25 protein-coding genes and 2 other annotated features are annotated in these 21,466 nt (G+C 39.2%); all 25 genes read left to right on the top strand.

From position 1 onward, the window contains the following. Positions 1-202 precede the first annotated feature (202 nt). Positions 203-1,258 carry a ribosome small subunit-dependent GTPase A gene (gene rsgA / locus MKY94_RS20540; protein WP_342577753.1) on the top strand — a complete coding sequence of 352 codons (1,056 nt, stop codon included), beginning with the start codon at positions 203-205 and terminating at the stop codon, positions 1,256-1,258. An 11-nt stretch (positions 1,259-1,269) separates the two neighbouring features. Further along, positions 1,270-1,728 (top strand): GNAT family N-acetyltransferase, encoded by a 459-nt coding sequence (locus MKY94_RS20535; protein WP_144540910.1) that lies wholly within the window; start codon positions 1,270-1,272, stop codon positions 1,726-1,728. Between the two features lie 166 nt (positions 1,729-1,894). Beyond that, positions 1,895-2,368, top strand: a complete 474-nt coding sequence (locus MKY94_RS20530; protein ID WP_144540913.1) for a CtsR family transcriptional regulator — start codon at positions 1,895-1,897, stop codon at positions 2,366-2,368. A 15-nt stretch (positions 2,369-2,383) separates the two neighbouring features. After that, positions 2,384-2,926, top strand: coding sequence for a UvrB/UvrC motif-containing protein (locus MKY94_RS20525; protein ID WP_151112028.1), 543 nt, complete (start codon positions 2,384-2,386; stop codon positions 2,924-2,926). After that, positions 2,916-4,013, top strand: a complete 1,098-nt coding sequence (locus tag MKY94_RS20520; RefSeq protein ID WP_144540916.1) for a protein arginine kinase — start codon at positions 2,916-2,918, stop codon at positions 4,011-4,013. The genes MKY94_RS20525 and MKY94_RS20520 overlap by 11 nt, the downstream gene beginning before the upstream one ends. After that, positions 4,010-6,460 carry an ATP-dependent Clp protease ATP-binding subunit gene (locus tag MKY94_RS20515; RefSeq protein ID WP_151112030.1) on the top strand — a complete coding sequence of 817 codons (2,451 nt, stop codon included), beginning with the start codon at positions 4,010-4,012 and terminating at the stop codon, positions 6,458-6,460. Before MKY94_RS20520 ends, MKY94_RS20515 begins: the two co-directional genes overlap by 4 nt. A gap of 196 nt (positions 6,461-6,656) precedes the next feature. Next, on the top strand, positions 6,657-8,027 hold the full coding sequence (gene radA, locus MKY94_RS20510; protein WP_144540919.1) for a DNA repair protein RadA: 1,371 nt from the start codon (positions 6,657-6,659) through the stop codon (positions 8,025-8,027). A gap of 240 nt (positions 8,028-8,267) precedes the next feature. Further along, on the top strand, positions 8,268-9,359 hold the full coding sequence (locus tag MKY94_RS20505; RefSeq protein ID WP_144540921.1) for a PIN/TRAM domain-containing protein: 1,092 nt from the start codon (positions 8,268-8,270) through the stop codon (positions 9,357-9,359). A gap of 64 nt (positions 9,360-9,423) precedes the next feature. Beyond that, entirely contained in the window at positions 9,424-10,116 is a 693-nt protein-coding gene (gene ispD, locus MKY94_RS20500; RefSeq protein WP_151112034.1) for a 2-C-methyl-D-erythritol 4-phosphate cytidylyltransferase, read from the top strand. A 1-nt stretch (position 10,117) separates the two neighbouring features. Then, a complete protein-coding gene (ispF, locus tag MKY94_RS20495) occupies positions 10,118-10,597 on the top strand; it encodes a 2-C-methyl-D-erythritol 2,4-cyclodiphosphate synthase (RefSeq protein WP_144540925.1) in 480 nt (159 codons plus the stop codon). A gap of 153 nt (positions 10,598-10,750) precedes the next feature. Continuing rightward, positions 10,751-12,214, top strand: coding sequence for a glutamate--tRNA ligase (gene gltX, locus MKY94_RS20490; protein ID WP_342577751.1), 1,464 nt, complete (start codon positions 10,751-10,753; stop codon positions 12,212-12,214). A gap of 55 nt (positions 12,215-12,269) precedes the next feature. After that, positions 12,270-12,490 (top strand) — a binding site (T-box leader). Between the two features lie 48 nt (positions 12,491-12,538). Continuing rightward, complete coding sequence (gene cysE, locus MKY94_RS20485) at positions 12,539-13,213, top strand: serine O-acetyltransferase (protein WP_342577750.1); 675 nt, start codon at positions 12,539-12,541, stop codon at positions 13,211-13,213. Beyond that, entirely contained in the window at positions 13,194-14,594 is a 1,401-nt protein-coding gene (gene cysS / locus MKY94_RS20480) for a cysteine--tRNA ligase (protein WP_151112040.1), read from the top strand. The genes cysE and cysS overlap by 20 nt, the downstream gene beginning before the upstream one ends. 61 nt (positions 14,595-14,655) lie before the next feature. Next, positions 14,656-15,018 (top strand): ribonuclease III domain-containing protein, encoded by a 363-nt coding sequence (locus MKY94_RS20475; RefSeq protein ID WP_151113819.1) that lies wholly within the window; start codon positions 14,656-14,658, stop codon positions 15,016-15,018. Beyond that, a complete protein-coding gene (gene rlmB / locus MKY94_RS20470) occupies positions 15,018-15,779 on the top strand; it encodes a 23S rRNA (guanosine(2251)-2'-O)-methyltransferase RlmB (RefSeq protein ID WP_342577749.1) in 762 nt (253 codons plus the stop codon). Before MKY94_RS20475 ends, rlmB begins: the two co-directional genes overlap by 1 nt. A gap of 4 nt (positions 15,780-15,783) precedes the next feature. Then, complete coding sequence (locus MKY94_RS20465) at positions 15,784-16,293, top strand: NYN domain-containing protein (protein WP_151112044.1); 510 nt, start codon at positions 15,784-15,786, stop codon at positions 16,291-16,293. A 44-nt stretch (positions 16,294-16,337) separates the two neighbouring features. After that, positions 16,338-17,009, top strand: coding sequence for an RNA polymerase sporulation sigma factor SigH (gene sigH, locus MKY94_RS20460; RefSeq protein ID WP_144541046.1), 672 nt, complete (start codon positions 16,338-16,340; stop codon positions 17,007-17,009). A 74-nt stretch (positions 17,010-17,083) separates the two neighbouring features. Next, positions 17,084-17,233: a 50S ribosomal protein L33 gene (gene rpmG, locus MKY94_RS20455; protein ID WP_144540937.1), complete on the top strand. Its 150-nt coding sequence runs from the start codon at positions 17,084-17,086 to the stop codon at positions 17,231-17,233. 43 nt (positions 17,234-17,276) lie between these two features. Beyond that, complete coding sequence (gene secE / locus MKY94_RS20450) at positions 17,277-17,462, top strand: preprotein translocase subunit SecE (RefSeq protein WP_144540939.1); 186 nt, start codon at positions 17,277-17,279, stop codon at positions 17,460-17,462. A 102-nt stretch (positions 17,463-17,564) separates the two neighbouring features. Further along, positions 17,565-18,098, top strand: a complete 534-nt coding sequence (nusG, locus tag MKY94_RS20445) for a transcription termination/antitermination protein NusG (RefSeq protein WP_144540941.1) — start codon at positions 17,565-17,567, stop codon at positions 18,096-18,098. Between the two features lie 166 nt (positions 18,099-18,264). Then, entirely contained in the window at positions 18,265-18,690 is a 426-nt protein-coding gene (gene rplK / locus MKY94_RS20440) for a 50S ribosomal protein L11 (protein WP_144541048.1), read from the top strand. Between the two features lie 128 nt (positions 18,691-18,818). Continuing rightward, positions 18,819-19,511: a 50S ribosomal protein L1 gene (gene rplA, locus MKY94_RS20435; RefSeq protein WP_144540943.1), complete on the top strand. Its 693-nt coding sequence runs from the start codon at positions 18,819-18,821 to the stop codon at positions 19,509-19,511. 43 nt (positions 19,512-19,554) lie between these two features. After that, positions 19,555-19,698: a sequence feature (ribosomal protein L10 leader region), on the top strand. Between the two features lie 33 nt (positions 19,699-19,731). Then, on the top strand, positions 19,732-20,232 hold the full coding sequence (gene rplJ / locus MKY94_RS20430) for a 50S ribosomal protein L10 (RefSeq protein WP_144540945.1): 501 nt from the start codon (positions 19,732-19,734) through the stop codon (positions 20,230-20,232). A gap of 70 nt (positions 20,233-20,302) precedes the next feature. Beyond that, positions 20,303-20,665 carry a 50S ribosomal protein L7/L12 gene (rplL, locus tag MKY94_RS20425; RefSeq protein WP_144540947.1) on the top strand — a complete coding sequence of 121 codons (363 nt, stop codon included), beginning with the start codon at positions 20,303-20,305 and terminating at the stop codon, positions 20,663-20,665. Positions 20,666-20,742: 77 nt separating this feature from the next. Next, positions 20,743-21,345, top strand: coding sequence for a class I SAM-dependent methyltransferase (locus MKY94_RS20420; protein WP_151112046.1), 603 nt, complete (start codon positions 20,743-20,745; stop codon positions 21,343-21,345). The last annotated feature ends 121 nt before the right edge of the window (positions 21,346-21,466 follow it).

Below are 21,466 nucleotides of genomic sequence, written 5' to 3'. Positions count from 1 at the left end.
AAATGTAGGCTGAATAGGTATTGGTTTGATTGTAAACAGACAATCGAGCTTATTTCTCCATACTTTTTGAAATTTCTTTACTAATGATCGGGAAACCATGATTGCTGATTCGTGCAATCATGGTTTTTTTGTTGCCCAGTATTTCGCCGAATAAAAAATGGCGATTAAAATATTTTTAGGGAAAATTAGGAGGAAATTTAAATTGAATTTAATCGAAAAGTATGGATGGAATAGTAAATGGGAAGAAAAGATGACGAGCAAAGAATTAGTAGGCCGAGTTTTACTCGAGCATAAACATTTATATCGAGTAGTCACAAATGATGGAGAGTGGCTATGCTCCCTTTCAGGTAAGTTTAAATTTGACAACAATCGAGAAGCTTTTCCGGCAGTAGGAGATTGGGTTGTTTTAGAGCAAATGCCAGGAGAAGAGAAAGGGATTATTCAACAGGTTTTACCGAGACAATCGCAATTCTCAAGAAAAGTGGCTGGTACAACTATGGAAATTCAATTGGTTGCAGTGAATGTAGATTATGTGTTTTTAGTGATGTCACTCAACCAAGACTTCAATGTTAGAAGGTTAGAGCGTTACTTACTCGCAGCTTGGGATTCGGGGGCGACACCAGTAGTTGTTCTAACGAAAAAAGATGCTTGTGAGCAATTGGATTATTATATCAATGAAGTCGAATCTATTGCATTTGGCGTCGAAATCTTTGCTGTTTCTAGTGTTACAGGAGAAGGAATAGAAGACTTGGCCGCTCTTCTTGGCGAAGGGAAGACAGGTGCATTACTTGGCTCTTCAGGTGTAGGTAAATCCTCCTTGATAAATGCTCTATCAGGAGAAGAAGTGATGGCGGTTAGTGACATTCGAGAGGATGATAGTAAGGGGCGTCACACAACAACTCATAGAGAGCTTTCTTTGTTACCTGGAGGAGGGCTATTGATAGATACACCAGGGATGAGAGAATTTCAGCTATGGGATTCAAGCGAGGGGATTAGCAACAGCTTCCAAGATATAGAAGAGCTTGCAATGCAGTGTCGATTTAGAGACTGTCAGCATAAAAAAGAGCCTGGCTGTACGATTCAGGAGGCTATTCGTTCTGGTGTGCTTAAAGAGGATCGTTATAGGAGCTATGTAAAATTATTACGTGAACTAGCCCATATGGAACGTAAAAACGACTTGGCTGCACAAAAAACAGAGCGAGATAAATGGAAGCAATTAGCTAAAGCCCAAAAAAACAATAAAAAAAGAAAAGTTTAAAGAGGTACTCAATGATTTTATTACTTGATCATCACAATCAATCTGTAGCAGAAGAAATGCTTGAAGTACAGCTTCCGGCTTATCGAAAGGAAGCGGAGATTATCGGTTTTGATGGCATTCCGCAGCTTAAGGAAACTACAGAGGATATTAAAGCTTCTAAAGAAATTTATATAGGAAAGTATGAAAAGGAACAACTGCTTGGTTTTATTTCATATGAAATTAATGGAGATGAAATGGATATCTGTAGGCTAATTGTCCACCCTAATCATTTCAGGAAGGGAATAGCTACTGAGCTGTTAAAATACGTATTGGACCTCGCTCCTGATAGTGTAAGTGTTATAGTAACTACTGGTGCAAAAAATAAACCGGCGCTTACTTTGTACGAAAGACACAACTTTTCCAAAATAAAGGACATTGAAGTAGAGCCTAATTTTTTTATTACACAACTCAAATACAATTCACAAATATAAGAATATAAGTTTACATTTTGATACAACCTAAAACTACTGACAATAAATGTTGGTAGTTTTTTTGTTGTTTTTATGTTAGGCATATCAATTGCACATAAAAAAATTTCGCTATATAATATAGTCAAATATAGTCAAAGTCAGTTTTAATGAGAAGAGGTGAGAGAAGATGAGAAATATATCTGACATTATTGAAGGTTATTTGAAGTCAATTATCGAAGAAGAAAGTAGAGGGCAGATTGAAATAAAGAGAAGTGAAATCGCTGAAAAATTTCACTGTGTTCCCTCGCAAATAAATTATGTTATAAACACTCGATTTACACAGGACCGTGGTTATTTGGTGGAAAGTAAGCGAGGTGGTGGTGGGTATATTCGAATCCTCCGCGTTCGGGCCCATACAAAAGCTGAATTGATTGAGCATATAATACAAAGTCTGGAAGCCGGGGCGTCTGAGTCCGCGACAGAAGATATTGTATTTAGATTATTGGATGAAGAAGTGATAACTAAGCGAGAAGCAAAAATTATTTTAGCAGCCTTAGCCAGAACGACTTTAGCCATCCCACTGCCTGCAAGAGACGATCTAAGAGCAAGAATACTTTGTGCGATGCTATTAACGTTAAAATATGAAAAAAGTGAAAAATGAACGGGGTGTTGAAAAGTGATTTGTGAAAATTGTAAGCAAAGACCGGCCAAAGTGACGGTTACACAGGTGCATAACGGAGAACACTTTGAACGACATTATTGTGAGGTTTGTGCAAATAGCCTACACCCGTTTTATGTTGAATATAAACAAGACCCATTATCTCTCCATCAGCTTCTATCTAATTGGTTTAACCACGCGGATCAGCAGATGGTTCAACAAAAACAACAGAAAACACTTGAATGTAATGAATGTGGCTGGTCTATTGAGAGGTTCTTAGAGGAAGGTAAGTTTGGATGCGCTTCTTGTTATGAAAGCTTTCGTCCTCATTTACCCCAAGTTTTAAAACGTCTGCATAATGGCAATACGACACATATTGGAAAAGCACCAGGGGTACTTGGTGAAAAAATAGCTTTAAAGAAAAGAATTGAAGCGATACGTACACAAATGAAGGATGCTGTCGAGCATGAACAATTTGAGGATGCCGCTAAGCTGAGAGATGAAGTAAAAGAACTAGAAAAACAGCTTGCCGAAGGAGGTGGCGACCACTATGTCGGTTGATAACTTTTTAGATAATTCCAGATCTAGTTGGATGGAAGGGGAAGGAGAGCATTCTGACATTGTGATGAGCACAAGGATCCGATTGGCTAGAAATCTGAATGGATTTCGCTTCCCTCTTGCATTTACAGAGGACGAAGCGCATAAAATTGACCAATCTGTTTCAGCCACTTTGTTGGATGCTGCTGATGAAGCATTGCAAATGAAATTTTCCTCCATTCAGATAAAAGATGTATCTGAGCTCGGACGCCAAGTGTTAGTAGAAAAGCATTTGATCAGTCCCAAATTGGCAAATTCTCCGAATACAGGCTCCGTCCTTTTATCGGAGGATGAATCTGTTAGTCTCATGGTAAATGAAGAGGACCATATTAGGATCCAGTGCCTTTTTCCAGGCCTCCAAATTGAAGAGGCTTATAAACGGGCAGATAATATAGATAGCTTATTGGAAAAAGAATTACCTTACGCATTCGATGAACAGTTTGGATATTTAACAAGTTGCCCTACTAATACGGGCACTGGACTTAGGGCATCAGTTATGATGCATTTACCTGCATTAACGAAAACAAAACAAATGAATCGAATAGTAACCATTATTTCTCGACTTGGAATGGTAGTAAGAGGGATATATGGAGAGGGTAGTGAAGCGCTCGGCAATGTTTATCAGGTATCAAATCAAACGACACTTGGTAAGACTGAGGAGGATATACTTGCTGATCTTCAAAGCATTACGGAACAAATTATTCAAAAAGAAAGAGAAGCACGAGATGCACTATTAAAGCATTCTCCCAATACACTAGAGGATCGTCTTTATCGTTCGTTAGGAACCTTATCCTATGCTCGTCTTATGACAACGGAGGAGGCAGCAAGATGCCTATCCGATGTACGCTTAGGGATAGATATTGGACTTATTCAAGATGTGGATATGTCTATCTTAAATGAATGTATGGTTTTTATGCAGCCAGGATTTTTACAAAAGTATGCTGGTACAACTTTAAATGCTTCGGAGCGTGATATGTTTCGAGCTAAGCTGTTAAGGGAACGTTTGCAAAAAGGAGAAAAAGAGAAAACAAAAGGAGAGGAACCTGCATGATGTTTAATCGATTTACGCAAAGATCGCAAAAAGTTTTACAATTAGCTCAAGAAGAGGCTATTCGCTTAAAGCACGAATCTATAGGAACAGAACATATATTACTTGGACTTATTCGAGAGGGCAGTGGTATTGCGGCAAAAGCTTTAGAAGCAATTGAAGTAGATCCAAAAGTAATAGAAGCAGGTATTGAGGAGCTAGTTGGAACTGGGGCAGAGGAAGTCGGCCCTATTGTTCACTATACGCCTCGCGCTAAGAAAGTGATTGAACTTTCAGTGGATGAGTCTAGAAAGCTTGGTCATTCTTATATTGGAACAGAGCATTTACTTCTCGCGTTAATCCGTGAAGGAGAAGGTGTAGCTGCAAGAGTGTTAAACAATGCAGGTGTAAGCTTAAACAAAGCGCGCCAGCAGGTACTTCAATTATTAGGAAGCTCCGATCAATCTCATAGTAATAGCAATTCCAATGGGGTCGCTCCAGCTAGCACGCCTACGTTAGACGGGTTAGCAAGGGATTTAACTCAAATTGCAAGAGAAGGTACGCTAGATCCAGTCATCGGCCGTAGCAAGGAAATTACACGCGTTATAGAAATTTTGGCTCGTCGTACGAAAAACAATCCAGTTCTTATAGGAGAACCAGGTGTTGGTAAAACTGCAATTGCAGAAGGTCTTGCTCAACAAATTGTACAAAATGAGGTACCGGAAATATTAAGAGATAAACGTGTTATGACTTTAGACATGGGTACGGTTGTTGCTGGTACTAAATATCGTGGAGAATTCGAAGACCGCTTGAAAAAAGTAATGGATGAAATTCGCCAAGCAGGGAATGTCATTCTATTCATCGACGAACTTCATACATTAATCGGTGCTGGTGGAGCAGAAGGTGCGATCGATGCCTCTAATATTTTGAAGCCTGCTCTAGCTCGTGGAGAGATTCAATGTATCGGTGCAACTACTTTAGATGAGTATCGCAAATATATTGAAAAAGATGCTGCACTGGAACGTCGCTTCCAGCCGATTCAAGTTGACGAGCCTTCTGCTGAAGAAGCGATACAAATTATCTATGGATTACGTGACCGCTATGAAGCGCATCACCGAGTGAAAATTACAGATGAGGCAGTAGAAGCAGCTGTTAAAATGTCAGACCGTTACATTTCAGACCGTTTCTTGCCTGATAAAGCGATAGACTTAATCGATGAGGCTGGTTCTAAGGTACGACTTCGTTCCTATACAACTCCTCCTAATTTAAAAGAATTAGAAGCTAAGTTAGAAGCTGTTCGTTCTGAGAAAAATGCAGCTGTTCAAAGCCAGGAATTTGAAAAAGCAGCATCTTTCCGTGATAAAGAACAGAAGATAAAAGATAAATTAGAAACAATGAAAAACACTTGGAAAGAAAAACAAGGCAAAGAAGAATCAGAAGTTACTGTAGAGGATATTGCCTCTGTTGTCTCTATGTGGACGGGAATCCCTGTTTCCAAGCTTGCTCAAACAGAATCTGAGAAATTATTAAAACTAGAAGACAAATTACATGAACGAGTTATAGGTCAAAAAGAAGCTGTAGATGCTATTTCTCGTGCTATCCGTCGTGCTCGCGCAGGGCTAAAAGATCCTAAGCGTCCAATCGGTTCGTTTATCTTCTTAGGTCCTACAGGAGTAGGTAAAACAGAACTAGCTCGCGCATTGGCAGAGGTAATGTTCGGGGACGAGGATGCAATGATTCGAGTAGACATGTCTGAGTACATGGAAAAACACTCTACTTCTCGTTTAGTAGGTTCACCTCCTGGATATGTAGGTTTCGATGATGGTGGTCAATTAACTGAAAAAGTTCGTCGCAAGCCGTATTCGGTTATTCTTTTAGATGAAATCGAAAAAGCACATCCAGATGTCTTCAACATCCTTCTACAAGTATTAGAAGATGGTCGTTTAACAGATTCTAAAGGACGTACGGTGGACTTCCGTAATACAGTAGTAATTATGACGTCAAATGTTGGAGCTGACGCACTTAAATACAATAAGCATGTAGGATTTAATCTACAAGAGGCTGGGAAAACGGATTACAAAGATATGAAAGGTAAAATGCTTGAAGAATTGAAAAAAGCATTCCGCCCAGAATTCTTAAACCGTTTGGATGAAATGATTGTGTTCCACTCATTAGAAAAAGAACACTTAAAACAAATAGTGACATTAATGACTGAACAGCTAGCGAAGCGTCTAAAAGAACAAGGAATAGAGCTAGTGCTTACGGAAGCTGCCCAAGACAAAATTACTACCGAAGGTTACGATCCAACATACGGAGCACGTCCGTTGCGCCGTGCATTACAAAAACATGTGGAGGATCGCCTTTCAGAGGAATTGTTGAAAGGGGAAGTTTTAACGGGTCAGCGTGTAGTATTTGATGTAGAAAATGACGAATTTGTTGTTCGTACAACAGAACCTGTCACAGAAAGTTAATAATATAGGCATTCCGAGATTACCGGAATGCCTTTTTTACAGGTTAAGAAAGTTTATGATTTTTGTGTAAAGTATTTGTCTAGCTCCAGCACCTAGCCACTCGAGGTCAAATGGAAAAAAGCTGCTCATCCGCTTTTCTCCATTTTGTTGTCGTGGCAGACATAGGCGCTTGTGCTTTTCTTAATAGGAGGTTCATATGGCTAAAAAGAAAACAAAATTTATGTGTAACTCTTGCGGCTACGAGGCTGCCAAATGGATGGGTAGATGTCCGGGGTGTGGAGAATGGAACACTATGGTGGAAGAGGTAGAGGTAGTCTCTAAGGGACCTAGACATTCTTTTCAGCATTCGTCTGGAGTCACTCAAAAAGCAACCCCAATCATATCCATTGAAACAGTCGAGGAACCACGTGTACAAACTGATTTAGTAGAATTGAATCGTGTATTAGGCGGAGGAATTGTGCCAGGCTCCCTAGTTTTAATTGGGGGAGATCCAGGTATAGGTAAATCAACGCTTCTTTTACAAGTTTCTGCGCTTCTTGCGAATAAAGGGGAAAGAGTACTATATATATCAGGAGAAGAATCAATCCGCCAGACAAAACTCCGAGCGGAACGTTTAGGAGTCACTTCAAATGAACTTTATATTTATTCGGAAACCAATTTAGAGCTGATCAATGAAACGATTGAACAAGTAAGCCCACGGTTTGTAATAGTGGATTCTATCCAAACGGTTCATCATCCAGAGGTAACAAGTGCCCCAGGTAGTGTATCCCAAGTGCGTGAAAGTACAGCTGAGCTAATGCGGATTGCGAAAACTAAAAATATTGCCATTTTCTTGGTGGGACATGTAACTAAGGAAGGCCAAATTGCTGGTCCAAGAATACTCGAGCATATGGTAGATACTGTTTTATACTTTGAGGGAGAACGTCATCATAATCATCGCATATTGCGATCACAAAAAAATAGATTTGGTTCTACCAATGAGATTGCTATTTTTGAGATGGTGCAACAGGGTTTAAGGGAAGTACTTAACCCATCTGAATTATTTTTACAGGAGCGTTCCCAGGGAGCGGCTGGATCTGCCATTGTTGCCTCAATGGAAGGGACAAGACCGATTTTAGTAGAGATTCAAGCGCTTGTGACACAATCGAGCTTTAATTATCCAAAAAGGATGGCCACAGGGATTGATCAAAATCGAATTTCTTTATTAATGGCCGTGCTAGAAAAACGCATGGGACTGCTACTTCAAACGCAGGATGCCTACATAAAAGTTGCCGGTGGAGTAAAATTAGACGAACCTGCCATCGATTTAGCCGTCCTAGTAAGTATCGTATCTAGTTTTAGAGATACGGGTGCTGCTCCAACCGACTGTTTTATAGGTGAGGTAGGATTAACAGGAGAAGTAAGAAGAGTATCTAGGATTGAACAAAGAGTGCAAGAGGCAGCTAAGCTAGGCTTTAAACGAGCAATTATCCCTGCATCTAATATGGGGGGCTGGGATTATCCGAAGGGTCTGCAGGTTATTGGAGTAGAGTCTGTAAACCAGGTGATGAAAGAAGCCTTTTCATAAAAAGAAATAAGATGTTGCGGGGGAATAAAGTATTCAAGTTTAACTCTTGTTTTAACTGGGTGTACTCATAGATTTAAAAGTAACAGATAGGTAATCCTTTGCTTTGGTTGTACACGTTAGAGTGTCAATCTGACATTTTCATGTTAGTTTAGCGGGCAAGGGATAACCTTCTTCCTTGCGACTTATTAGACGTATAGGGAAAACAGGAAGTATAATAAAATTTAAATGGAGGTGGAAAATTTGTTAAAGTGGATTATCCAAATTGCTTTTGTATTGATAGGTGGAACATTAGGGTTGCTATTCTTACCGCACTTATATGAACTAATCAATTTATCCGACAACCCTTTGATTAATAATTTATATGTTTCCGTAATAATCGGAGCAATCATGCTGTATGTGGCTGCCCTATTTTTAACAGATTACTTAATACATTTTATCAAATGGATGGAAGAAAGGCTTTTAAAGGCCCCAATCGGAGATTTGTTATTTGGGACACTAGGGATGGTAATCGGGTTAGTGGTAGCTTTCTTCCTTGGCTCGGCTGTATCAACTATTGAGCTACCAGTCATTCGTTCGGTTGCCCCTGTTCTCTTAACCATTATTTTAGGATATCTAGGTTTCCAGGTAGGATACAAAAAGAGAGACGAATTGCTACATGTGTTCACCCCGTCCTCTAAACTACCTTCTTTGAAGAAAAAAACAGCTGAGGAGGAAGCCAAGGAACTTCCGTTGGGTACCTATAAGCTGCTAGACACGAGTGTCATTATTGATGGAAGAATAGCAGATATATCGGAAACGGGCTTTATGGAAGGTGTGCTAGTAGTTCCTCAATTTGTTTTAACGGAGCTTCAGCATATCGCAGATTCTTCTGATACGTTAAAAAGAACAAGAGGACGAAGAGGTCTAGATGTTTTAAACAAATTGAAGGATGAAAGAAGCACTGCGGTTTTAATAGTGGAGGAAGACTTTGATGATGTTCAAGAGGTCGACTTAAAGCTAATGCGTCTAGCCAAAAAAATGGGTGGCGTAGTAGTAACCAATGATTTTAATCTAAACAAAGTATGTGAATTGCATCAAGTGCGGGTATTGAATATTAATGACTTAGCTAATGCTGTCAAACCCGTAGTTATTCCCGGGGAAATAATGCATGTTGTTGTGATTAAAGATGGAAAAGAGCATAATCAAGGTGTAGCTTATTTAGATGATGGCACGATGATTGTAGTTGAAGGTGGTAAAGCGTTCATCGGACAAGCGATTAATGTGGAAGTGACAAGTGTCCTTCAAACATCGGCAGGACGAATGATCTTTGCGAAACCACAGGAAACGAAATAAGTAGTAAGGGGTGTTTCCTTTTAGGAGCATACCCTTTTTCTTTGTAACGGAGGAGGAAAACGAAATGGCTTACACAGTAATCTTACCAGCTGCGGGAAGTGGCAAAAGAATGGGAGCAGAGCATAACAAGCTTTTTATAGAATTAAAAAATATACCTGTACTAATACATACCCTCCGCGTATTTGAACGAGATCCCCAATGTGCTCATATTGTTTTAGCGGTAAAAAAAGATGAACAATCATATATAGAGCAGCTTCTTCTGCAGTATTCTATTCAAAAGGTTGCGGCAATAACTGAAGGAGGAGCAGAAAGGCAGCACAGTGTGTATGCAGGCTTGAAGGCAAGCCCCTCTAAAGAAGTTGTGTTAGTACATGACGCTGCTAGACCTTTCATCCATCAAGACGTTATCCATCGTCTAGTACAGGCCGCAGAAAAATTTGGAGCCGCTGTAGCAGCAGTTCGTGCCAAAGATACGATGAAAAAAGTTCAAAATGGTATAATACAGGAAACGGTTGAACGAGAGAGCCTATGGATCATCCAGACTCCACAGGCTTTTCAATATAACATATTGGAAAAAGCCGAAAGAATGGCAGAGCTAGAGTCCTTTTTAGGAACAGACGAGGCCATGTTGGTAGAAAGACAAGGTGAAAAGGTTCACATCGTGGAGAGCACCTATGATAACGTAAAGGTTACCACTCAAGAGGATCTACTTTTTGGAGAAGTAATTTTAAATAAACGAAAGCAGGAGGAACAATAAATTGTTAAGAATTGGACAAGGCTTTGACGTACATGAATTTGCAGACAATCGCCCATTAATAATAGGAGGAATCACGATACCCTATGAAAGAGGGCTAATTGGTCACTCGGATGCGGATGTATTGCTTCATACAATTACAGATGCAGCGCTAGGAGCTATTGGAGAGGGAGATATTGGCAGACATTTCCCTGACACCGATCCCGATTTTAAAGATGCAGATTCCGCTAAATTACTCGAGCATATATGGAAGCTAGTAGATGCGCGAGGCTACAAGCTTGGAAATGTAGATTGCACTATTATTGCTCAGAAGCCTAAAATGGCTCCTTACATTGAGGAAATCCGCGCCAAAGTTGCAGAGCTTTTGCAAGCTGATGTGTCACAAGTCAACGTGAAGGCGACGACTACTGAAAAGTTAGGATTTACTGGACGAGAGGAAGGAATTGCATCTTTAGCTACCATCCTTTTATTGAAAAAAGACTAACTTTAAAAAAACTACTGGCAGTGGTAGAATAGATAAAGTTTACTACTTTAGCAGACAGGCAAAAGTAAAGATATGCCTTGCCTTAAAAACTGATTGATTCCACTTTCCAGACGAAGGTTTAATTTAAACGCAAGATAACTAGGAGGATTTATAATGACACAAGAAGTTCGCGTACGCTATGCACCAAGTCCTACAGGAAATCTCCATATTGGAGGGGCACGTACAGCATTATTCAATTATTTATTTGCTCGCCACCATAACGGGAAATTTATTGTCCGTATAGAAGACACAGATATTGAGCGTAATATTGAAGGCGGAGAATTATCGCAGCTGGATAACTTAAAGTGGTTAGGAATGGAATACGACGAATCTGTAGATATCGGTGGACCTTATGCGCCTTATCGACAAATGGAGCGTTTAGATATTTACACAAAATATGCGGAAGAAATGCTAGAAAAAGGACATGCTTATAAATGCTTCTGTACTTCAGAGGAATTAGAAGCTGACCGTGAGCAACAAAAAGAAAATGGCGTGGCTGCACCGATGTATAACGGAAAATGCAGACATTTATCTAAAGAAGAAGTGCAAGAGAAGGAAGCGGCTGGAATGCCTTATACTATCCGTATGCGTGTGCCTGAAAATGTAACGTATACGTTTGAAGATTTAGTTCGTGGATCTGTTTCCTTTGAATCGAAAGACGTTGGAGACTGGGTACTTGTAAAAGCTAATGGCATCCCAACGTATAACTACGCAGTAGTATTAGATGATCACTTAATGGAAATTTCACATGTATTCCGAGGAGAAGAGCATTTATCAAATACTCCAAAACAATTAATGGTGTTTGATGTATTTGGCTGGGAGTATCCACAATATGGTCATATGACTTTAATCATTAATGAGAGTCGTAAAAAATTATCAAAACGTGATGAATCAATTATTCAATTTGTTGCACAATATAAAGACCTGGGTTATCTTCCAGAAGCTATGTTTAACTTCTTTGCTCTATTAGGATGGTCTCCTGAAGGAGAGGAAGAGATTTTCTCTAAGGAAGAATTCATCAAGCTATTTGACGTGACTCGTCTTTCAAAATCACCATCTATGTTTGATAAGCAAAAATTAACATGGATGAATAATCAATATATTAAACAGCTACCACTTGAAAAAGTAGTAGAGCTTGCCTTGCCACATCTGCAAAAAGAGGGTCTTCTTCCTGCAGAATTGTCAGAGGAGCAACAATTATGGGCAACTAATTTAATAGCCCTCTATCACGATCAAATGAGTTTTGGAGCAGAAATTATTGAATTGTCATCATTGTTCTTCAACGACGACGTTGCATATAATGAAGAAGCTCTAGAAGTTTTGACTGGCGAACAAGTTACGGAAGTCATGACTGCATTTAAAGCACAGCTAGAGAGCTTAGATACTTTTGAGGCAGCTGAGATTAAAGCGTCTATTAAAGCGGTCCAAAAGGAAACTGGACATAAAGGAAAAAACCTATTTATGCCTATCCGTGTCGTAACAACTGGTCAGACGCATGGTCCAGAATTAGCAGATGCGATCAGCTTAATAGGAAAAGAAAAAGTAATCGCTAGAGTTTCTAAATACGCAAAACAATAAAATTGACTTTTCCACTGCAAGGTGTGAAAATGAGTGTACAATTCTTGAACGAAATAAGAAAGCTAAGAAGAGGAGAAGTACGTAACGCAAGTTCTTTAGAGAGGACCATCACCGGCTGAAAGTGGTCTGAACCAATGAGTTATGGAAATGCACCTCAGAGCGCCATGTCGAACTATGAGTAGGCTGGACGTATCATCTGCGTTAAAGATGTGAAGCGGGAAAGAGTATGTGTATCTTTCCAATCAGAGTGGAACCGCGCGAATGAGCGTCTCTGTCTATATTTATAGACAGAGACTTTTTTTGTGGAAAAAAGGAGTGATTTTAATGTTTGAGCGTATGAAAGAAGATATAGAAGTGGTATTTGAGCAGGACCCAGCCGCGACCAGCAAGCTAGAGGTTGTTTTAACATATGCCGGTTTACATGCAATCTGGAGTCATCGGATCGCCCATGCCTTGTATAAAAAGAAATGGTACTTTCTTGCAAGGCTAATATCCCAAATAAGCAGATTCTTTACAGGTGTAGAAATTCATCCTGGAGCAGTAATTGGCAGACGTTTCTTTATTGATCATGGTTCAGGTGTTGTTATTGGAGAAACATGTGAAATAGGTGACGATTGTACCATATATCAAGGAGTAACTTTAGGTGGGACGGGAAAAGAAAAAGGAAAAAGACACCCTACACTTAAAAATAATGTCTTAGTAGCTACTGGAGCTAAAGTATTGGGTTCCATTACAATTGGCAACAACAGTAAGGTTGGAGCAGGCTCTGTAGTCTTAAAGGATGTTCCAGAGAACTCGACGGTAGTTGGAATACCAGGCGTAGTCGTTATTCAGGATGGCAAAAAGGTAAAGAGAAACTTAGACCATCAAGATTTACCGGATCCGTTCACTGATCGCTGTAAGGAGATGGAAGGTAAGATTGTGTTGCTGCAGCAAGAAATTGATCGACTGACAGAGGAAAAGGAGAGAGCTAATCGTCATGACAATTCAAATATTTAATTCATTAAAACGTGAAAAAGAGCCTTTTGTGCCAATAGAAGAAGGAAAGGTAAAAATGTATGTATGTGGTCCAACGGTATATAACTATATTCACATTGGAAATGCTCGACCAGTTATTGTATATGATACTGTACGCAAATATTTACAGTATCGTGGATATGACGTAACATTCGTATCAAACTTTACAGATGTAGATGACAAAATTATTAAAGCTGCAAATGAACTTGGAGAAGATGTATCCGAATTGACTAGTCGCTTTATCGATGCATATTTTGCAGATGTAGAAGCTTTAGGGTGCTCAAAAGCAGATTCCCATCCTCGTGTAACCGATCACATGGTGGAAATCATTGATTTTATAAAGGTATTAGTAGAAAAAGGCTATGCTTATGAATCACAAGGTGATGTCTATTATCGTACAAGAAAGTTCGAGGGTTACGGAAAGCTCTCCCATCAATCGGTGGATGACTTAAAAGTAGGGGCTCGTATTCAGAGAGGTGAAAAGAAAGAGGATGCATTAGATTTTGCTCTTTGGAAAGCTGCAAAGCCGGGTGAGATATTCTGGGAAAGCCCATGGGGTCAAGGTCGTCCGGGATGGCATATTGAATGTTCTGTTATGGCTCGTGAAATTTTAGGAGACACGATTGATATTCACGCAGGAGGGCAGGATTTAACTTTCCCTCACCATGAAAATGAGATTGCCCAATCAGAGGCTAGAACCGGCAAGACATTTGCAAGATATTGGATGCATAACGGTTATATCAATATAGACAACGAAAAAATGTCTAAATCGCTCGGCAACTTCGTATTGGTGAATGATATCCGCAAGCAAATTGACCCACAAATATTGCGTTTCTTTATGCTTAGTGTTCATTATCGTAACCCTATTAATTACTCACAGGAACTTGTGGAGCAAGCGGAGGCAGGTTTGGAACGTATCCGTACCTCGTATGAAAATGTTCTTCATCGCTTAAAAACAACAGCGGATTTAGGTGATCAGCATGACATGTGGATGCACAAAATAGAGGAAGTAAAACAGCAATTTGAAATAGCGATGGATGACGATTTTAATACGGCAAATGGAATAGCTGCATTATTTGAGCTATCTAAATTAGCGAACACATATTTGTTAGAGAAGCAAACATCTGAAGCAGTGCTAAAGCAATTTATTTCGATTTTAGATTCCTTAACAGCAGTTCTTGGAATTACCCTTTCTAAGGAGACAGAAGTCCTGGATGAGGAAATCGATGCTCTTATCGAAGAACGAAATCAAGCGAGAAAAGATCGCAATTTTGTTCGTGCAGATGAAATTAGAGATCAACTAAAAGAAATGAATATTATTTTGGAAGATACTGCCCAAGGTATCCGATGGAAGAGAGGGTGACCTTTTGTTAAACTTTAAAGTATCTGACGTAAAGCAACTTAATTCCTTGGCCTTAGCTTATATGGGAGATGCGGTGTTCGAGCAAGTTGTGCGCGAACACCTCATCCGCTCGGGGCGTGTAAGACCGAATATCCTGCATAAGGAAGGAACAAAGTATGTATCTGCCAAGGCGCAAGCGATGATAGTGAAAGAAATGTTAAACACTAAATTTTTGACAGAGGAAGAGGAGGCTGTTTTAAGAAGAGGCAGAAATGCCAAATCTGGAACTGTCCCTAAAAATACAGACGTTTTAACGTATCATTATAGTACCGCGTTTGAAGCAGTTATTGGAAGCTTATACTTAAGTGAGCAAGCAGAACGCCTGCAAGAGGTCCTGAATTTTTCCATTGACTTCATTGATGGACAGAAAGGAGAGAAAAAATAATGGCTGATCAAACAGAACAAACAGGAGAAATTATTGCTGGTAAAAACCCTGTAGTAGAGGCATTACGTTCAGGAAGAGATATGAACAAAGTGTGGATAGCGGAAGGCATCCAAAAAAGTGGAGTGACGGAAATTATTCAACTGGCAAAGGAGGCTGGCATTATTGTTCAGTTCGTACCAAAGAAAAAACTGGATAATTTAACCGATGCAAATCATCAAGGAATTGTTGCATCTGTTGCTGCCTATAAATATGCGGAATTAGACGATTTGTTTAATCTAGCTGCGAGTAAAAAAGAGGATCCTCTCTTTATTATTTTGGATGAAATTGAAGATCCGCATAACCTAGGGTCCATTATGCGAACTGCAGATGCGGTAGGAGCGCATGGTATTATCATTCCGAAGCGAAGAGCGGTTGGTTTAACTGCAGTCGTAGCAAAAGCATCTACAGGTGCTATTGAGCATATACCGGTTTATCGTGCAGGAAATTTGGCGCAAACAGTGGACGAGCTCAAGGAGCGTGGGGTATGGATTGCAGGTACAGATGCTGCCAAATCTACAGACTATAGAAATATGGATGCCACACTTCCACTAGCTCTAATAATCGGCAGTGAAGGAAAAGGGATGAGCCGATTGTTAAAAGATAAATGCGACTTTCTTTACCATTTGCCGATGGTTGGTCATGTAACTAGCTTGAATGCGTCAGTTGCTGCGTCGATACTTCTTTATGAAGTATTGCGCGTAAGAAACCCGATCAAAGGATAGGATTATGCAAATTCTACTTGTCGATGGTTATAACATCATCGGCGCATGGAGCGAGTTAAGAAAACTAAAAAAAGATAAATTACTAGATGCTAGAGATAGACTAATCGAGCAAATGGCGGAGTATAAAGCATTTACTGGTATTCGAGTAATAGTTGTGTTTGATGCTCACTTAGTACCGGGTATAGAAAACAAAAAGAAGCAGTATGATGTTGAAATTATCTATACGAGAGAAAATGAAACAGCAGACGAACGGATTGAAAAGCTAACACGAGAGCTAAGTGGAAGGCGAGTGCAAATCTATGTAGCCACCTCTGATATGACAGAACAAAGGGTCATATTTGGACAAGGTGCGCTAAGAAAATCTGCTAGAGAACTAGAAATTGAAATGCTTTCTATTTCCTCGAATATTACGAAAAAAGTGAAGAATATCCAAGAGAATAAGCCAACTTCGACAATTATTTTATCGGAGGAAGTAGCGGAAATTTTCGAAAAATGGCGAAGAGGAATGAAATGACTCATTGACGCTATAAATTTGCTTCCTGTATACTGATGGTAAATATGTCTAATTTAGCTGAGGTGACTTCATTGGAAAAAACAGAGCTGGATCTACAACAATTGGATAGTTTACTAGATGAAGAGCTTGTAGAGATGGTTCATCAAGGAAACACTGAAGCGCTAGATTATTTGATAACGAAATACCGATCATTTGTAAGAATGAAAGGTAGATCCTATTTTTTAATAGGTGCTGATAGAGAAGATATTCTTCAAGAAGGAATGATTGGTTTATATAAGGCGATTCGAGATTTTAGAGAAGAGAAACTTTCATCTTTTAGAGCTTTTGCTGAACTCTGTATAACTAGACAGATTATTACTGCTATTAAAACAGCTACTAGGCAAAAACATATCCCACTTAATTCTTATATTTCCTTGGACAAGCCTATCTATGATGAAGAATCAGATCGAACTCTAATGGATATGATTGCTGGCTCAGTTGTAGACGATCCTGAAGAATTAATCATAAATAGAGAGAATTATGATTACATTGAAGGTAAAATGGGAGAGATATTAAGTGAACTAGAGCAGCAAGTGCTCGCCTTGTATTTAGATGGACAGTCCTACCAAGAAATTTCTGAAGAATTGAATCGTCACGTTAAATCTATAGACAACGCGTTACAGCGAGTAAAACGTAAACTGGAGCGTTATATGGAAATTGGAAGTAATTATGCATAATTTGGGATTTTGTTGACATGGTATGGCGAAGGTGATAATCTTGAAAAAGACTTATACGCTGAAAAGGTGAGAAAATGACTAAGAAAATTGTTTTGAGTTGCGTAGAATGTGGTAACCGCAATTATACAGTCCCTGCATCTAAAGATACCGGTTCTGTTCGCATAGAAAGAAAAAAGTATTGCACGCATTGTAATGCTCATACAGTACACAAACAAACGATATGAGTATAGAAGTAAGATAGATTTTCCATGTGGAGGTTTAGCTAAAATGGCTAATATTGGTGGTTTTTTTAAAAACGTAGTATCAGAAATGAGAAAAGTAAGCTGGCCAAAACGTAAAGAGTTAACACGCTATACAATCATCGTGCTTGCAACAGTAGTGGTTATGGCTGTATTCTTTGCAGTAGTAGACTTAGGAATTTCTGAATTGTTCCGTTGGTACTTGGAGTTATAGGTTTGTAGCATGTAAATATTTGAAAATAGCCCGTCTTAGTCAACGAACGGGTTTTTTCATTTGTCTTAGAAAAGGAGGGAAGGACGCTTAAGTCCCGACACTATGGAAAAAAATTGGTATGTTGTTCATACGTACTCTGGGTATGAAAATAAAGTAAAAGCAAATTTAGAAAAACGCGTAGAAACAATGGGGATGTCTGATAAGATATTCCGAGTGTTCATCCCTGAACAAGAAGAAACAGATTTCAAAGATGGGAAAAAACGTGTAGTAACTAGAAAAACATTCCCAGGATATGTTTTTGTTGAGTTAATCATGACAGACGATGCTTGGTATGTAGTGAGAAACACACCTGGTGTTACTGGCTTCCTTGGTTCATCAGGCGGCGGTACAAAACCAACTCCTCTTGCTCCAGAAGAAGTTCAATCCATGTTAAAACAAATGGGTATGAATGATCGCAAAGTTGAAGTAGACTTCTCCATCGGAGAATTGGTAGAAGTATTAGAAGGACCATTTGCGCATTTCCAAGGTAAAGTAGAAGCTATTGAAGCCGAAAAAGGCAAAGTGACTGTTTCTATCGATATGTTTGGTCGCGAAACAAATATGGAACTAGATTTCGAACAAGTAATCAAAGTATAATTTATTACTTGCTAAAAAAATGGATAAGTGGTATCATTTCAAAGGTCAGACTGAAAAAAAGTCTGCATGAATTTTCTAAATGTTATCAGCGCAGAGCTGAGAGACAGATATTTGAGTGGGAGGGGCAACCCAATTACCACATCACGGACTTAAGGAGGTGTGTCTCGTGGCTAAAAAAGTGATTAAAGTTGTAAAATTACAAATTCCTGCTGGTAAAGCAAATCCAGCGCCACCGGTTGGTCCTGCATTAGGACAAGCGGGTGTTAACATCATGGGATTCTGTAAGGAGTTCAACGCACGTACTGCTGATCAAGCAGGTCTAATCATTCCGGTTGAAATTTCTGTATTTGAAGACCGTTCATTTACTTTCATTACAAAAACTCCGCCGGCAGCAGTGTTACTTAAAGTAGCAGCAGGAATTCAATCTGGATCAGGTGAACCAAACCGCGTTAAAGTGGCGACAGTTAAACGTGATAAAGTTCGCGAAATCGCTGAACAAAAAATGCCAGATCTAAACGCTGCATCTGTTGAAACAGCTATGTTGATGGTTGAAGGTACAGCACGTAGCATGGGTATTACGATCGAAGACTAATACTTAATGTGATTTTGATATGACGCAATTGTTTTTTTGGAAGGTTGTAGTTGTTCCTAAGAATAACTGCAACCTTTACACGTGGGAGGTTTATTCCGCTAAAACCACTATCAAGGAGGACATTTTAAATGGCTAACAAAGGTAAAAAGTTACAAGAAGCTGCTAAATTAGTTGACAAAAATACATTGTATTCAGCTAAAGAAGCAATCGAGCTTGCTAAAAAAACTAGCACAGTTAATTTCGACGCAACAGTTGAAGTTGCTTTCCGTCTAGGAATCGATACTCGTAAAAACGACCAACAAATCCGTGGGGCAGTAGTTCTTCCAAACGGAACTGGTAAAACTCAACGCGTATTAGTTTTCGCTAAAGGTGAAAAACTTAAAGAAGCTGAAGCTGCTGGTGCAGACTATGCAGGTGATGTGGAATACATCAACAAAATCCAACAAGGATGGTTTGACTTCGATGTAATCGTAGCTACTCCTGACATGATGGGTGAAGTTGGTAAAATCGGTCGCGTACTTGGACCAAAAGGTTTAATGCCAAACCCTAAAACTGGTACTGTTACATTTGATGTAACTAAAGCTATCGAAGAAATCAAAGCTGGTAAAGTAGAATACCGTGCTGACAAAGCAGGGATCATTCACGCTCCAATCGGAAAAGTTTCTTTCGAAGACGACAAATTAGTAGAAAACTTTATGTCTGTATTTGAAGTAGTTCAAAAAGCTAAGCCTGCTGCTTCAAAAGGTATTTACATGAAGTCTGTAAATGTTACAACTACTATGGGTCCAGCTATTAAAGTTGATGCTTCATCAGTAAAATAATAATTGACAACCTAATAGTCTATCTGTTAAGATGACTTTTGTTGTGAAATATACATTTGTACCGAAGACAGTAGGAGCGACTTGTCGCTTAATATCCTACCGAGGACACGTAAATTCAGATTCTAATTAGATGATGACTTTCTGCCTCTGTGTCTATCCGTAGATCAGAGGCTTTTCTTTTGTCGGTATAAATGGCCCAATTCTTATAGGAGGTGCCAAGATGAGCAAAGCAATTGAAACGAAAAAAGTGATTGTAGACGACATTGCAGAGAAATTTAAAGCTGCTGCTTCAGTAGTTGTAGTAGACTACCGTGGTTTAAATGTTGCTCAAGTTACAGAATTACGTAAACAACTTCGTGAAGCTGGCGTTGAGTTCAAAGTTTATAAAAACTCACTTACACGTCGTGCGACTGAAATCGCTGGAGTTGATGCAATTAACGAATTCTTAGTTGGACCAAATGCTGTTGCATTCTCTAACGAAGACGTAGTTGCTCCTGCAAAAATCATTAATGATTTTGCTAAAAAGAACGAACAATTAGAAATTAAAGCAGGGATCATCGAAGGAAACGTATCTTCAGCAGAAGATGTAAAAGCTTTAGCAGAACTTCCATCACGCGAAGGACTACTATCTATGCTTTTATCTGTACTTCAAGCTCCAGTGCGCAATTTCGCACTTGCAACAAAAGCTGTTGCAGAACAAAAAGAAGAGCAAGGCGCATAATTCCTTATGGAACTTTGCACAAAAATCGGCTAATAGCCTAAAACATATCCAATAATAGGAGGAAAATAAAATGAACAACGAGCAAATCTTAGAAGCTATCAAATCAATGACAGTTCTTGAATTAAACGACTTAGTAAAAGCAATTGAAGAAGAATTTGGTGTTACTGCTGCTGCACCTGTAGCTGTAGCTGCTGGTGGCGGTGCTGCTGCTGCTGAAGAAAAAACTGAATTTGACGTTATCCTTGCATCTGCAGGAGACCAAAAAATTAAAGTAATCAAAGTAGTTCGCGAAATCACTGGTCTTGGCTTGAAAGAAGCTAAAGAAGTAGTTGACAACGCTCCAAAAGCACTTAAAGAAGGCGTATCTAAAGAAGATGCAGAAGCTATGAAAGCACAACTTGAAGAAGTTGGAGCAAACGTAGAAGTTAAGTAATTTTTGGTACAACTCGGGGAAAAAGCTCGTCTTTAAACGACGAGCTTTTCTTCGTATGTATGATGGAGGGTTAAACGGTGTCTGAACATTATTATTCTAGAAAACCTCAAACGGAAAGTAAGCCACAACATTGGAACTTTAAATTGCTAGGCCATAATTTTCGATTTGAAACAGATGCTGGTGTTTTTAGTAAGAGCGAAGTAGATTTTGGCTCCCGTGTATTAATCGATGCTTTCAAAGCGCCAGATCAAGAGGGAGACTTCTTGGATGTTGGTTGTGGCTATGGTCCGATTGGGCTTGCCATTGCAAAAGCAAATGAAGAAAGAACAGTTCATTTAGTAGATGTTAACACGCGTGCAATCCAACTTGCAGTAAAAAATGCGGCTGCTAACGGGGTACAAAATGTGCGAATCTATGAAAGTGATGGGTTGTCCGCAGTGGAAACTGCAAACTTTGCGGCTATTATAACTAATCCACCCATTCGCGCTGGAAAAGAGACTATATTTCGTTTCTATAAAGATTCCTTTGAAAAATTAGTTTCAGGGGGAGAATTGTGGGTTGTCATTCAAAAGAAACAAGGGGCACCATCTACTTTTAGTTTTTTAGAAGAGATTTTTGGTCAAGTGGAAGTTGTGAACAAAGAAAAAGGTTATTGGATTATAAAGGGTACAAAAGATTGACTTGACAAAATCGCTATGATATTATAATAAAATGCAAAAATATTATTTTGAGGACTTATGCCCTTTTGTATAAAGGCTATACTTTATGGGTATACTGGCCGAGAAAAAGTTTGGTGAATCA

The sequence above is a fragment of the Psychrobacillus sp. FSL K6-2843 genome, from assembly GCF_038626375.1.
GTDB lineage: Bacteria > Bacillota > Bacilli > Bacillales_A > Planococcaceae > Psychrobacillus > Psychrobacillus faecigallinarum.
This window is presented reverse-complemented; position numbering and strand designations above follow the sequence as displayed.

Excerpts from the sequence above, each read along its gene's own strand:
- nusG (WP_144540941.1), top strand. The coding sequence starts at position 17,565 with ATGGAAAAAAATTGGTATGTTGTTCATACGTACTCTGGGTATGAAAAT.
- cysS (WP_151112040.1), top strand. The coding sequence starts at position 13,194 with ATGACAATTCAAATATTTAATTCATTAAAACGTGAAAAAGAGCCTTTT.
- secE (WP_144540939.1), top strand. The coding sequence starts at position 17,277 with ATGGCTAATATTGGTGGTTTTTTTAAAAACGTAGTATCAGAAATGAGA.
- rpmG (WP_144540937.1), top strand. The coding sequence starts at position 17,084 with ATGACTAAGAAAATTGTTTTGAGTTGCGTAGAATGTGGTAACCGCAAT.
- sigH (WP_144541046.1), top strand. The coding sequence starts at position 16,338 with ATGTCTAATTTAGCTGAGGTGACTTCATTGGAAAAAACAGAGCTGGAT.
- MKY94_RS20520 (WP_144540916.1), top strand. The coding sequence starts at position 2,916 with ATGTCGGTTGATAACTTTTTAGATAATTCCAGATCTAGTTGGATGGAA.
- MKY94_RS20465 (WP_151112044.1), top strand. The coding sequence starts at position 15,784 with ATGCAAATTCTACTTGTCGATGGTTATAACATCATCGGCGCATGGAGC.
- MKY94_RS20530 (WP_144540913.1), top strand. The coding sequence starts at position 1,895 with ATGAGAAATATATCTGACATTATTGAAGGTTATTTGAAGTCAATTATC.
- rplL (WP_144540947.1), top strand. The coding sequence starts at position 20,303 with ATGAACAACGAGCAAATCTTAGAAGCTATCAAATCAATGACAGTTCTT.
- radA (WP_144540919.1), top strand. The coding sequence starts at position 6,657 with ATGGCTAAAAAGAAAACAAAATTTATGTGTAACTCTTGCGGCTACGAG.
- cysE (WP_342577750.1), top strand. The coding sequence starts at position 12,539 with ATGTTTGAGCGTATGAAAGAAGATATAGAAGTGGTATTTGAGCAGGAC.
- rplA (WP_144540943.1), top strand. The coding sequence starts at position 18,819 with ATGGCTAACAAAGGTAAAAAGTTACAAGAAGCTGCTAAATTAGTTGAC.
- MKY94_RS20535 (WP_144540910.1), top strand. The coding sequence starts at position 1,270 with ATGATTTTATTACTTGATCATCACAATCAATCTGTAGCAGAAGAAATG.
- MKY94_RS20475 (WP_151113819.1), top strand. The coding sequence starts at position 14,656 with ATGGGAGATGCGGTGTTCGAGCAAGTTGTGCGCGAACACCTCATCCGC.
- MKY94_RS20515 (WP_151112030.1), top strand. The coding sequence starts at position 4,010 with ATGATGTTTAATCGATTTACGCAAAGATCGCAAAAAGTTTTACAATTA.
- rplJ (WP_144540945.1), top strand. The coding sequence starts at position 19,732 with ATGAGCAAAGCAATTGAAACGAAAAAAGTGATTGTAGACGACATTGCA.
- gltX (WP_342577751.1), top strand. The coding sequence starts at position 10,751 with ATGACACAAGAAGTTCGCGTACGCTATGCACCAAGTCCTACAGGAAAT.
- ispD (WP_151112034.1), top strand. The coding sequence starts at position 9,424 with ATGGCTTACACAGTAATCTTACCAGCTGCGGGAAGTGGCAAAAGAATG.
- rlmB (WP_342577749.1), top strand. The coding sequence starts at position 15,018 with ATGGCTGATCAAACAGAACAAACAGGAGAAATTATTGCTGGTAAAAAC.